The 12,603-nt window shown below is 74.2% G+C and carries 10 protein-coding genes; 4 read left to right on the top strand and 6 right to left on the bottom strand.

Annotation, left to right across the window (positions count from 1 at the left end; genetic code table 11):
• The first annotated feature begins 130 nt into the window (after nucleotides 1–130).
• Nucleotides 131–1,633 (top strand): glycoside hydrolase family 30 protein, encoded by a 1,503-nt coding sequence (locus ACZ4M8_RS22785; protein WP_467610080.1) that lies wholly within the window; start codon nucleotides 131–133, stop codon nucleotides 1,631–1,633.
• Between the two features lie 203 nt (nucleotides 1,634–1,836).
• On the opposite strand, the gene ACZ4M8_RS22780 is transcribed toward ACZ4M8_RS22785, so the two are convergent.
• From ACZ4M8_RS22780 to ACZ4M8_RS22770, 3 genes are all read right to left on the bottom strand, one after another.
• On the bottom strand, nucleotides 1,837–3,069 hold the full coding sequence (locus ACZ4M8_RS22780; RefSeq protein WP_467610078.1) for a metallophosphoesterase: 1,233 nt from the start codon (nucleotides 3,067–3,069) through the stop codon (nucleotides 1,837–1,839).
• Between the two features lie 181 nt (nucleotides 3,070–3,250).
• Complete coding sequence (locus ACZ4M8_RS22775; protein ID WP_467610076.1) at nucleotides 3,251–3,829, bottom strand: GrpB family protein; 579 nt, start codon at nucleotides 3,827–3,829, stop codon at nucleotides 3,251–3,253.
• Nucleotides 3,830–4,014: 185 nt separating this feature from the next.
• Nucleotides 4,015–5,661 carry an acyl-CoA dehydrogenase family protein gene (locus ACZ4M8_RS22770; protein WP_467610074.1) on the bottom strand — a complete coding sequence of 549 codons (1,647 nt, stop codon included), beginning with the start codon at nucleotides 5,659–5,661 and terminating at the stop codon, nucleotides 4,015–4,017.
• Between the two features lie 46 nt (nucleotides 5,662–5,707).
• Here ACZ4M8_RS22770 and ACZ4M8_RS22765 point away from each other — a divergent pair, with 46 nt between their 5' ends.
• Nucleotides 5,708–6,583 (top strand): PaaX family transcriptional regulator C-terminal domain-containing protein, encoded by an 876-nt coding sequence (locus tag ACZ4M8_RS22765; protein WP_467610072.1) that lies wholly within the window; start codon nucleotides 5,708–5,710, stop codon nucleotides 6,581–6,583.
• Here the strand turns inward: ACZ4M8_RS22765 and ACZ4M8_RS22760 are convergent.
• Both ACZ4M8_RS22760 and ACZ4M8_RS22755 read right to left on the bottom strand, forming a co-directional pair.
• Entirely contained in the window at nucleotides 6,496–7,947 is a 1,452-nt protein-coding gene (locus ACZ4M8_RS22760) for an amino acid permease (protein ID WP_467610069.1), read from the bottom strand. The two genes, ACZ4M8_RS22765 and ACZ4M8_RS22760, sit on opposite strands and share 88 nt — an antisense overlap.
• Nucleotides 7,948–8,037: 90 nt before the next feature.
• Nucleotides 8,038–9,234 carry a lactonase family protein gene (locus ACZ4M8_RS22755; protein WP_467610066.1) on the bottom strand — a complete coding sequence of 399 codons (1,197 nt, stop codon included), beginning with the start codon at nucleotides 9,232–9,234 and terminating at the stop codon, nucleotides 8,038–8,040.
• 341 nt (nucleotides 9,235–9,575) lie between these two features.
• Between ACZ4M8_RS22755 and ACZ4M8_RS22750 the strand changes: the two genes are divergently transcribed.
• Nucleotides 9,576–10,661, top strand: coding sequence for a tetratricopeptide repeat protein (locus ACZ4M8_RS22750; protein WP_467610064.1), 1,086 nt, complete (start codon nucleotides 9,576–9,578; stop codon nucleotides 10,659–10,661).
• Here ACZ4M8_RS22750 and ACZ4M8_RS22745 read toward each other — a convergent pair.
• Nucleotides 10,555–11,985: a lipase maturation factor family protein gene (locus tag ACZ4M8_RS22745; protein WP_467610062.1), complete on the bottom strand. Its 1,431-nt coding sequence runs from the start codon at nucleotides 11,983–11,985 to the stop codon at nucleotides 10,555–10,557. The genes ACZ4M8_RS22750 and ACZ4M8_RS22745 overlap by 107 nt on opposite strands.
• Nucleotides 11,986–12,389: 404 nt before the next feature.
• Between ACZ4M8_RS22745 and ACZ4M8_RS22740 the strand changes: the two genes are divergently transcribed.
• Nucleotides 12,390–12,560 carry a hypothetical protein gene (locus ACZ4M8_RS22740; protein WP_399083086.1) on the top strand — a complete coding sequence of 57 codons (171 nt, stop codon included), beginning with the start codon at nucleotides 12,390–12,392 and terminating at the stop codon, nucleotides 12,558–12,560.
• Nucleotides 12,561–12,603 lie beyond the last annotated feature (43 nt).

Here is a 12,603-nt window from a genome sequence, read left to right as displayed (position 1 = left end):
CTTGACGTGGACCCGTCATATCTCGAACCATGGAACGGACGGCCCGCGTCCCCGGCGCTCCCCAGGGCGACGGCGTACCCGGCGACCCGGGCGCGCCCCGGGCCGCCGCCCGCCCCAGGAAGGCACGCCCATGCCCCCCGGACGCCTCCGCCGCCTCCTCGCCGCCACCACGGTCGCCGCGCTCGCCGGGGGGACCGCCCTGATCGCAGCCGGTCAGGGCCCGGGACCGCACCGGCCCGCCGCCCCGCCACGGGTCCAGGTCTACCTGACCACCACCACCGACCCCGGCGGCCGCAGCGTCGGCAAGGGCCTGGAGCGGCAACGCCCGCTGACCTTCCGGCCCGGCCCCGGCGGCGGGATCACCGTTGATCCGTCGCGGACGTACCAGACGTTCCGGGGCGGCGGCGCGTCCTTCACCGACACCGCCGCGTGGCTCCTGGGCAGCAGCCGCACCCTCGACGACGCGACCCGCGAGGCGACGCTGCGCGCCCTCTTCGACCGCCGCCACGGCATCGGCCTCAGCTTCCTCCGCAACCCCATGGGCGCCTCCGACCTCGCCCGCTACGGCTACACCTACGACGATCTGCCCACCGGCCGCACCGACCCCGACCTGCGCCACTTCTCCGTCGGCCACGACCTCGCCGACGTCCTCCCGCTCACCGCCCGTGCCCGCGCCCTCAACCCGGCGCTCACGGTCATGGCCTCCCCCTGGACCGCGCCCGCCTGGATGAAGGACAACGGCCGCCTCGACCAGGGACGGCTGCGGGCGCGGTACCAGGGCACCTACGCCCGTTACTTCGTCAAGTACCTCCAGGCGTACCGGGCCCACGGCGTCCCGGTGGCGTACGTCTCAGCGCAGAACGAACCCACCTGCTGCGCCGGTCTGCCGTCGATGCGCTGGACCGGCGCCGGGCTCGCACGCTTCACCCGGGACGCGCTGCTGCCCGCGCTGCGCGGCGCCGGACTGCGTACCAAGGTCCTCGCGCTGGACTGGAACTGGGACCGCTACGCACGCTTCGGCGCGCCCGCCGTCGACGACCCGGCGATCCGCGGACACCCCAACTTCGGCGGCGTGGCCTGGCACGGCTACGCGGGCGACGTCGCCGAGCAGGGCCGGGTCCACGACCGCCATCCGCACCTCGCCGCGTTCGGCACCGAGAACTCCGGCGGGGCGTGGGTCGCCGACCAGCACCGTGAGGACCTGCGCGACCTCATCGCCGCCACCCGCAACTGGAGCAGCAGCTGGGTCAAGTGGTCCCTCGCGGTGGACCAGAACGGCGGCCCGCACCACGGCGGTTGCGCCACCTGCACCGGCCTGGTCACCGTCCACCGCGGCGACGCCGCCCACCGCAGCGTCGACCGCACCGTCGAGTACTACACGATGGGCCACCTGACGAAGTTCGTCCGGCCGGGCGCCCGCCGCATCGCCTCCACCACCAGCGCCGAGGTCCCCGACGTGGCCTGGCGCAACCCCGACGGCTCCACCGCCGTGATCGCCTACAACGCCACCGACGGGCCCCGCCGCACCGTCCTCACCTGGCACGGCCACCACGCGGTCTACCGCCTCCCGCCCCGCGCGTCCGTCACCTTCGTCTGGCCGGCCCGGAGCGCCGCCGCGCGGACCGGGCGCTGAACTGCCGTGACGGACAGGCCCGCTGCGCCGCTATACCCTTTCGGTAGGCGCACCGTCGAGGCTGCCGCGCCGCTCCGGGGCCGTCCGCCGGAAGACCGGAGAACCGGTGGACGGGGGAGTGAAGCCTGGCCGCGCTCGGTTTTCCCGGTGCGGGCGTCCGCGCCGGACCGTCCGCCCGCACCCGGTGGTGCGGGCAGCCGCGCTCACACCGGTGCCCCCGCCCGCACCCCGCCGACCGGCGCCGTGGTGCGGATCCGGTGCGCGCGGGTGGCCTTCCGGGTGGCGACGTCGACGGTGTACGCGTCGAGCGTCAGCGCCGCGCCTGACACCTTCAGCAGCATGAAGCCGTGGTCGGAGAAGTTCTGCCAGGCGGCCGGGTGGCCGAAGTGGGCCTTGCCGTCACCGGTCTTGCCGGACGCGCCGCAGACCACCTGCCGGGTGCCGCCGGTCCGCGCCGTCGGCTCCAGCAGCTGCGAGGTGTGGTCGTGGCCGGAGAGGATCAGATCGGCGCGCCCGAGGACGACCTCCTCGTACATCTCCTTGAGGTGCACCCCGCTGGTGTAGTGCCCGATGGTGAAGCCGTCGTAGGCGCCGGCGCTGCCGTGCTTGCCGTTGTTGAGGTACGGGTGGTGACCCAGCACGATCTTCCAGCGGGCCCGCGAGGCACGCAGCGCGCCGTCCAGCCACTCCCGCTGCCGGCGCATGTACGGGCCGTCCCAGCGGTACTCCGGGTCGGTCTGGGCGACGTAGGACGACCACGGGATGGTGTCGATCGCGAAAAACTCCACCAGCGGCTGCTCGGCGGGCACCGGCACGCTGTAGTAGCGCTCCGGCATGTACCAGCGGCGCGACGTCGCCGCGTACGCCACCTCGCGGTCGCCGCGGGACGGATCGCCGCCGCTGCCCGGGATCAGGCCGGAGCAGTCGTGGTTGCCGAGGACCATCAGCCACGGCACGTCGATACCGGCGTTCGGCTTCTCGAACTTGTCCTGGAACTCCGTGTCGTGGTCGGACTCCGGCCCGTTCTCGTAGATGTTGTCCCCGAGCCCGACGGCCAGGCTCACGCCTTCGGCCCGGCACACATCGCGCGCCGCGGCGGCGACCGCGTACTGCGCCTCGTCCCCGGTGCCCGCGTCGCCTGTGACCAGGACGGCGAACTCGCCCTTGCGGTCCGGCCGTTCGGGGAACTCGAACGCGCCGTCCTCACCCGTACGGGGCGCGGCGGCGGCCGTCCGGCCCCCCGCCCCGAGCGGCAGCACCCCGAGCGCGGCGCCCGCCACGGCGCCGCCCAGCAGCGTCCGCCGGTTCACCCACGGCACGGTGCGCCCGGTCGTCCGCGGCGCCGCCGCTCCCTCTGCGGGCCGCACGGTCTCGTCCCGCAGCCACTGGTCCTCGGTCATGTCCGCCAGCGGCGGGATCAGTTCGTCGTCGCACATGCCTGGCTTTCTCTCACGGGCGCCAGGGCTGATGGTGAAGGTCCGATGAAGACGAAGTGGACGTATGTGCGACACGCGGTGCCGGAGGGTGCGGGGTAGCAGTGCACTCCGTGCCACGGTGGAGTGTGGTCCCGGGGCCGTCCGCTTCCTCCGGGCCCTCCCGTCCCGGCCGGACCCCGGCTCAGGACGGCTCCCACCCGGTGGCCGCCGCCCACCGTTCGGCCGCGAGCATCAGCACCTCGGTGGCGGGTTGTTTGATCTGTCCGTAGGCGGCGAGGTCCGGGACGGCGGCGGCCAGCCGCTGTTTGAACGTGCCCCAGGCGTGCCGGGCGGCCGCGTCCGCGCGCAGATGGTCGCGGAAGAGCAGCGCGTACCGGGCGTTGGGCCCGCCGTGTTCGCGCAGATGGACGTTGATCCGGCGGGCACCGGGCGGCGGGGCGAAGACCAGCTTGCGGCAGCGGTGGCCGAAGGAGACCTCGGTACGGTTCCACGGCTCGGGGCGCAGGCGGAATCCGGCCGCGCCGAGCAGCGCCGTGGCCCGCTCCGCGGCCCCCTCGCCGAGCGGCACCGTCCGCACCTGGATGTCGAGGCAGTCCTTCGCCGCCAGTCCCGGTACGGAGGTGGAGCCGATGTGGTCGACCGCGACCGCGAGGTCCCCCAGCAGCGCCCGCAGCCGCGCCGCGTGCCCGGCGAACTCCTCGGACCAGCAGGGACGGTGGTCGACCACGGCCACCGGGGCGATCTCGTCATCGAAGGGCATGGACGGACGCTACCCGCGTCCCGGCGGCCCGATGGCTTCCCCGGGACGCGCCCCGACGGCTTCCGCGGCCGGGCCCGGCGGTTCTCGTCCTCCGGGCCCCGGCGGCTTCCCCGCCCGCGCCCCGCGGCGCCGTGCCGCCGGGCGCGCTCCCCTCGCGGCCGTCCCCTGGGTGCGCCGTCCCGGGGTCAGCCGGCGTCACCGGTACGGGTGCGTTCCAGGATCGCGGTGAGGTCGGTTCCGGGGGGCAGGGTGCCGAAGGCGTTGCCCCAGGCGCCGTCGAGGCGGGAGGCGCAGAACGCGTCGGCGACCGCGGGGGAGCTGTGGCGCACCAGCAGCGCGCCCTGGAGCACCAGCGCCATCCGCTCGGCGAGGGTACGGGCCAGCAGCTGCGCCCGCTCCGGGTCGTCCAGCTCGCCCAGGAGCGCGCGCAGCCCGGCGGCGGCGGCGTCCAGCCGCCGGTCGGCGCCCGCGGCGGCGTCGACCTCCGCGAAGTACGCCTGGAGCGCCTCCGGTTCGCGGTGCAGGGCCCGCAGCACGTCGAGCGCCGCGACATTGCCCGAGCCCTCCCAGATCGACAGCAGCGGCGCCTCCCGGTAGAGCCGCGGCATGCCGGACTCCTCGACGTAGCCGTTGCCGCCCAGACACTCCAGCGCCTCACCCACATGGGTGCTGCCGCGCTTGCAGACCCAGTACTTGGCGGCGGCCAGCGCCAGCCGCCGCAGCGCCGCCTCGTGCGCGTCACCGGCCTGCGAGCGGTCCACGGCCGCCGCCAGCCGCATCCCCAGCAGCGTCGCCGCCTCCGACTCGACGGCGAGGTCCGCGAGGACGGAGCGCATCAGCGGCTGGTGGTCGAGGGCCCGGCCGAACGCCTGCCGGTGCGCGGTGTGGTGCAGCGCCTGCCGCAGCCCGGCCCGCATCGCGGCGGCCGAGCCCAGTACGCAGTCCAGGCGGGTCATGTTGACCATCTCCACGATGGTGCGCACACCGCGGCCCGGCTCGCCCACCGGCCAGGCCACCGCCGCCTCGTACTCGATCTCCGCCGAGGCGTTGGAGCGGTTGCCGAGCTTGTCCTTCAGCCGCATCAGCCGCAGCCCGTTGCGGCTGCCGTCCGGCAGGACGCGCGGTAGGAGAAAACAGCTGAGACCCTCCGCGGTCTGTGCCAGGGTCAGGAAGACATCACTCATCGGCGCGGAGGTGAACCACTTGTGTCCGGTGATCCGGTAGCTCCCGTCGGCCGCCGCCACCGCGCGCGTGGTGTTGGCGCGGACGTCGGAGCCGCCCTGCTTCTCCGTCATCGACATGCCCGCGATCAGGCCGGACTTGGCCAGCGGCGGCCGCAGCCCGAAGTCGTAGACCCGCGAGGTCAGCAGCGGTTCGTACACCGCCGCCAGTTCGGGCGCGGTCCGCAGCGCGGGGACGGCGGCGTACGTCATCGAGACGGGGCAGCCGTGGCCCGGCTCCGCCTGGGACCAGAGGTAGAACTTCGCGGCGCGCACCAGGTGGGCGCCGGGCCGCTCGTCGGCCCACGGCGCGGCGTGCAGTCCCGCTTCCACGGCGACCGTCATCAGCTGATGCCAGGCGGGGTGGAAGGCGACCTCGTCGACGCGGTGGCCGAAGCGGTCGTGGGTGTGCAGCCGGGGCGGCACCTCCTCCGCCCAGCGGGCCTGTTCCTGGACGGCCGCGCTGCCCGCCAGCGCGCCCAGTGCGGTCACCTCCCGCTCGCCCCATCCGGCGCCCTCCCGGCGCAAGGTCTCCAGCAGGGCCGGCTCGTCCGCGGCGGTGAAACCGGTCAGCGGCGGCGGCTGATTCACGACTTCGTGAGTGACGGTCATACCTCGACGTTACAGTTGTACGACAAGCGCGGAAAGGATGTAATGAATGAACGGCGCGGACGGATCTGACGGCCCCCGCGAGGCGGCCCCCGCGAACACCCCGCGGAGCGCGGCGGACGACGCGGAGGACCTGGGCGTACGGCCGCTGACCGCGCGCTCCGTCGTCCTCAGCACCCTCCTGGGGAACCACCCGCCGCAGCTGCCGGTCCGCGCCCTCGTCCGTATCGGAGAACTGTTCGGCATCGCCGAAGGCACGGTCCGTGTCGCACTCTCCCGCATGGTGGCCGCCGGAGACCTCACCCACGCCGAGGGGGACTACGCCCTCACCTCCCGGCTGCTGGCCCGCCAGCGCCGCCAGGACGACAGCCACACCCCGCGCACCCTGCCGTGGTCAGGCGCCTGGGAGATCGCGCTCGTCACCGGCGAGCGCCGGACCGCCGCCGAGCGCACCGCGCTGCGCCGCGCCATGGACGGACTGCGCCTGGCCGAACTGCGCGAGGGCAGCTGGCTGCGCCCCGCCAACCTCGACCGGCCCCGCCCGCCCGCCGCCGACCAGTGCACCTGGCTCACCGGCACCCCCGACGGCGACCCGGTCGCGCTGGCCGGCAAGCTCTGGGACCTCGACGGCTGGGCCGCCCGCGCCCGCGACCTCGGCGCCCGGCTCGCCGCCGCCGACGATCCCGCGCACCGCTTCACCGTCGCCGCCGCGGCCCAGCGCCATCTGATGACCGACCCGCTGCTGCCCGCCGCGCTGCTGCCCGCCGACTGGCCCGGCAGTGAGCTGCGCAAGAGCTACGACGCCTTCGTCGACGAGCTGCGCGAGCTGCTGCGGCACTACCTCTCGCCGGTTGCCGCCCCCACCACCTCCGGGCCGGGCACCGCTGTCTCCGGCGCCGCCGCGGTCCGCCGCCGCACCTCGTAGCCGGCCAGCACCACCGCCACCGTCACCAGACTCAGCCAGAACTGCGAACGGCTGTCGGGCAGTACCGCCATCGCGGCGATCACCGCCGTCATCGCCGCGATGGTCACCCAGCTCAGCCAGGGGAACAGCCACATCCGCAACGTCAGCCGCGCCGGGTCCTCGCGCTCCAGCCGCCGCCGCATCCGCACCTGCGCGAAGGCGATGGCCAGATAGACGAAGAGCGCGATGGCGCCGTAGGAGTTGATCAGGAACGAGAAGATCACGTCGGGGGAGATCCACGCGGCGATCACCGACAGATAGCCGACCGACGTCCCGGCCAGCAGCGCCCGGCGCGGCACCCCGCCCCGGCCGACCTTCGTGAACGCCCGTGGCGCGTCCCCGTTCCCGGTCAGTGCGAAGAGCATTCGCGACGAGGTGTAGAGCGCGGAGTTCAGGCAGGACAGCACCGCGATCAGCACCAGCGCGTTCATCACCGTCCCCGCCGCCGGCACCGCCAGCCGCTCCAGCACCGCCGCGTACGGGCTGACCTCGATCGCCCGGGAGGTCCACGGCACGACGGCCACCACCAGGAAGATCGACAGGACGTAGAACGCCACCACCCGCAGCACGATCGAGCGGATCGCGTCGGCCACCGCCCGCTCCGGCTCGACCGACTCCGCCGCCGCGATCGTCACGATCTCCGCGCCGGTGAAGAACCCGACACACGGCACCACCGCCGCCAGCACCGCGCCCACGCCCTCCGGCGCGAAACCGCCGTGCGACGTCAGCAGCGCCAGCCCGCCCTCGGCGTGCGGCCACAGCCCCAGCACGTACAGCGCACCCAGGAAGAGGAAGACGACGATCGCCACGACCTTGATCGACGAGAACCAGTACTCGAACTCGCCGTAGGACCGCGCCGAGACCATGTTCGTCGCCGTCAGCAGCCCCATCAGGACCAGGCTGACCGCCCACAACGGCACGCCGGGCAGCCACAGCTGCACGATCCGGCCACCGGCCACCGCCTCCACGGCCACCACGATCACGAAGAAGTACCAGTACAGCCAGCCGACGGTGAAGCCCGCCCGCAGCCCCAGCGTCTCGCGCACGTGGGCGTAGAACGAACCCTGTGCGGGCCGGGCGACGGTCATCTCCGCCAGCATCCGCATGATCAGCACCGTCAGCACCCCGGCGGCCAGGAACGACAGCACCGCCGCCGGGCCCGTCGCGTGCACCACCACACCGCTGCCGACGAAGAGCCCCGCGCCGATCACCCCGCCGAGCGCGATCAGCCGCATGTGGCGGCGCTTGAGGCCCTGTCGCAGCGCACCGTCCGCCGGTGCCGGGCCGCTTGCGGGGGTGTGCGTCCCCGGTATCTCCGTACTCATGGAGGGCGACGCTAACTTCCGGACACTGCCGCACTGTTGCGGCAGTGTTTCACTCCCCGCGAAGCGCCCGGCCGGGCCAGGCGCGCCCGCTCACCGCGGCAGCACGCACACCGCTGCCGCCGCCGCGAACGGCTCCCCGCGCCGCTTGAGCGCACCGGATTCCGCGTCGACCGCGAAGACCGTCACCGTCCCCGACCTCTGGTTCGCCGCGAACAGCAGCCGCCCGTCCGGCGAGAAGGCGATCTGCCGCGGGAAGTCACCGCCCACCGGCACCGTGTCCAGCAGCCGCAGCCGCGCCCCGCCGTCCTCGACCGCGTACCGGGTCAGGCTGTTGTGCCCGCGGTTGGCCAGGAACGCGAACGCCCCGTCCGCCGTGACCAGCAACTGCGCCGGATAGCTCGTGCCCTCGCCGGTGCCGGTCGGCTGCGGATCGCCCGGCGTCAGCCGCCCGCTGCCGGCGTCGTAGCCGCAGGCCACCACCGTGTTGTCGACCTCGTTCGCCAGATACGCGTACCGGCCCGACGGGTGGAACGTCAGATGCCGCGGCCCCGCACCCGGCCGCAGCGCCGCCCGCGAGACCTCGGTGAGCTTCCCGGCGGAGGTGTCCAGCCGGTACGTGTAGACGGTGTCGGTGCCCAGATCCACCGCGAGGACATGGCCGCCGTCCGGCGAGGTGACGATCTGGTGCGCGTGCGGCCCGTCCTGACCGGGGCCGGGCGGCGGCGCGGAGTGGGTGAGAAGGTCCGTACGCTCGCCCAGCGCACCGTCCGCCCCGATCGGGTGCACCGCGACGCTCCCCGACGTGTAGTTGGCGCTCAGCAGCCAGTGCCCGCCCGGGTGGACCGACAGATGGCACGGCCCGGCACCGCCGGTGGGGCGACTGCCCAGCACCTTCGGCGGGCCCTGCGCCGGCAGCGCCAGCGCGGTCACCGCGCCCTCCTGCTGCTCGTCGACCGCGTAGAGCGTCCCGCCGTCGGGGGCGAGCGCCAGATACGAGGGGTCGGGGACGCCGCCGACCGTGCCGGTGGCGGTCAGCGTGCCGTCCGCGGCGTACTCCGCGAGGACGATGCCCGCACCCCCCGACGAGGTGTACGTGCCGAGGTACACCGACCGCGCGGCGCGCGGCCGCCCGGCGTGCCCGTGGCCCGGCGTCCGGCCCCGGGCCTGCGCCGGGGCGGCGTCCCGGGCGGTCAGCGCCGCGCCGGTGGCCGTCACGGCGATCCCGGCGGCCACACCCCCGAGAAAACGCCGCCGGCCCAGGCCCGGCCCCGTCCCTGCTGCGCTCATGCTCCACCTCGGCATCGGTCCGTACGGCCCGCGGGCCACCGGTGCCCGCGGCTGGACGGCAGACAGCCTGACCCGGACGGCGCGCCAGGGCAAGGGGAGGGCGCGCGGGCGCCGCGCGGGACGGCGGACGCGCGAGCGGACGGTCCGTCGGCCCACGGTCACGGAGGGACACGTCGCAATCGAGGAAATCCCAGGTCACCGCGTACATCTCAGTGCTGACGGAGCCCTGTTCGCGTAGCACTCCAGACGTACACGAGGACGGGCACGTGGAGGGATTCGGGCTACAGGCCCGGATTCATAGCGTCGTGATCAAGACGGTCACGGACGAGAGGCACCCCCACATGAACGGCAAGGCATTCGCCCCCGAGTACCAGGGCGCGCTGGGCGCGAAGCTCGATGTCAACTCCTCCTACGAGGAGGTGCTGGCCGTCGCCGTCCGTGCCCGCCGGGAGGCCGCCACGCCGCTGGACCGGGCCCGCGCCGCCCTCGCCGAGGGGGAGGCCAACCGCCGCCTGGGCCACGTCGAGGCCGCCGGCGCCGCCTGGCGCGCCAGCTACCGCAGCGCCCGCGAGGCGGGTGACCGCGGCGCCATGGGCTGGGCGCTGTGGAGCGGCGGCACCCTCGCCCGGCAGTGCGGCGCGCTGCCGCTCGCCCGCCGGCTTCTCACCCACGCCGTCGCCCTCGCCGACGGCGCCGACCGGCTCGCCCACGGCTACGCCCTCGCCGGACTCGCCGAGACCGGCCGCATCCAGGGCGACTACGCCGCCGTCGCCGACCTGCACGAACAACTCCTGGCGCAGGCGCGGGCGCACGGCGAGCCCCGGCACGCGGTCTGGGCGATGTCCGGCATCGCCCAGATGCGCCGCAACACCGGCGACCTCGACGGGGCGCTCGCCCTCTTCGAGGAGTGCGTCACCATCGCCGCCGCGGCGGACGACAGCCGCGGCCACGCCTGGTCCCTGCGCGGCGTGGCGGACGTCCGCTCGGCGCGGGGCGAGGCCGACCGCGCGCTGGAGCTGCTGTCCGAGGCGGAGGCGATATGCCGCGCCATGGACCTCGCCTCGGCCCTCGCCTACAACCACAAGATGCGCGGCAACGTCCTCCTCCGCGCCGGGCGCCCCGCGCAGGCGCGGGAGATGTACGCCCTCGCGCTGCGGGAGTTCACGGAGATGGAGGAGTCCCGCGGCTGCGCCCTGGCCGCGCTGGGGCTGGCCAGGTCCCGCTCCGCGCTGGGCCGCGACCACATGGAGACGCTGGCCGAACTCGACCGTCTTGAGCGGGAGTTCACCCGTATCGGGCTGCGGGAGGCACTGCGGACGCTCACCGTTTTCCGGGACGAGGTGACAGCGTGGTGGGCGGCAGAAACGGACGGAGTTCTCGGCGGTGCCACCATGCGCCTGACGCCCGTAGCTCGCGCCACGTCGTGAAGCGGTACTCGAAGAGCCGGGCCCGCACCCGCGCCGGCGGGGCGTCCGGGAAGGGATTGACGCGCAGCAGCCGCAGCGTGTCGCGGTCGCCTTCGAGGAGCCGCTCCACCAAACCGCCGAACCAGCCGGCGGCGTAGCCCGGCGACAGCGCCGCGAACCACATCAGCCAGTCCAGCCGCAGGTGGTAAGGGGCGAACTGCCGCGGCAGCCGCCCCACCTCACCCGGCTTCCCGTGGAAGCCGTACTCCTTCCACACCGTCCCCGGCCCGTCCACCGCCGACGCCGTCCCCTCCACCACCACCTCCCGCCGCACCCGCGTGACACTGCCGAACGCGCCGTAGGAGTTGACCAGGTGCAGCGGCTCGTACGAGGTGTTCATCCGCTGGTCGTGGAGGAGGAGGTTACGGGCCGGGCGGTAGCTCAGGGCGAGGACCCCGGCGGTCGCGGCGCAGACCACGGCGGTGAACCACACCGGGGCGCCCGCCGGGAGCGGCGGCGGGGTGACCCAGGTGCGGGCCCCGGCGGCGACGGAGAGGGCGAGTGCGAGGGTCAGCCAGTTCAGCCACGCGAAGTTGCCGGAGAACACCAGCCACAGCTGGGTGACGGCCATCGCCGCCGCGGCCCACCCCGCCACCGGCTGCGGGGTGAACAGCAGCACCGGCAGCGCCAGCTGCGCCACATGGCTGGCCGCCGTCTCGACCTTGTGCAGCGGCCGCGGCAGATGGTGGAAGAACCAGCTCAGCGGGCCCGGCATCGGCTGTGTCTCGTGGTGGTAGTACAGGCAGGTCAGATCGCGCCAGCAGCGGTCCCCGCGCATCTTGATCAGTCCGGCGCCGAACTCCACCCGGAACAGCAGCCAGCGCAGCAGCCACATCGCCAGGACCGGCGGCGCGATGTCGCCGTTGCCCAGGAAGACCGCCAGCGCGCCCGTCTCCAGCAGCAGCGACTCCCAGCCGAAGCCGTACCAGGTCTGGCCGACGTTCACGATCGACAGATACATCAGCCACAGCGCCGCCCACAGCGCCATCGACGCGCCCAGCGGAACCGCGTCGGCGGCGCCCGCGGCCACCGCGGCGGCCAGCAGCGCCCCGCACCAGGACCAGCCGGCGAAGAACCGGTCCGAGTAGTGCAGCTGGAAGACGGACGGGGCGGCACGGAACGGCACCCGCGCCGTGAAGCGCGGCACCGGCAGCATCCCCCGTGCGCCGATCAGCGCCCGGAACTGCCGCGCCGCGGCCACGAACGCCGTGAGGTAGACGAGGGCCAGCAGCCGCTGGAAGACCAGCCGGCCGAGCCAGTAACCGGAGTCGGTGAACCAATCCACCCGCCCAGGGGTAGCACCGCCCGCCGCCGCCCCGCGCGCAGGCTCACCGCCCGCCACCCGACGCGCCGGTACGTCCGGGCGGCGCCCGCACCGGCGCCGGTCATCCGAATGGCGGGCCGGGCGGAGCGGCCCCGGCGCCCGCCGTCCGCCTCGCCCGGTCCGATGACCGGGGCCGACGCGCCAGGGGCGGATTCCGGACGGGGGAGATAGGGGGTGAAGCCGCCGGAAAAAGTCGCGCGTGCGGGGTTAGGTGTCGTTAGGGTGGGGGACGACGGACGACCCTCCTGGGAGACGCCAACACCATTTGGCCCGTCGCGGGAACGCCACAAACCCTGGCCGACCTCCCGGTTTGTGAACGAGGCGCCACCGCGTCGGTACCAATACCTCTGATGAAGGAGTGCGTGGTGGCATTCGACAAGACGCAGTACAAGGAGCCCCGCTCGAAGCAGAGCGAGCGCCCCGGCCGTATCAAGGAAGTCCGCAACCTCGAAGTGTGGGGGCGTGGCGCTCCGGTCCGGCTCGCAGGCTGTGACGAGGAACCCGTCGAGCCGCACATCTTCCGCGGTATCGACTGACCGGCGCCCTCCGCCCCGGCCGGCGGAGGGCGGCCCGGCACCG

It is taken from the genome of Streptomyces sp. NPDC027185 (genome assembly GCF_055567035.1).
Note: the sequence above shows the minus strand (reverse complement) of the source record. Positions and strands in the feature narration are given on the sequence as shown.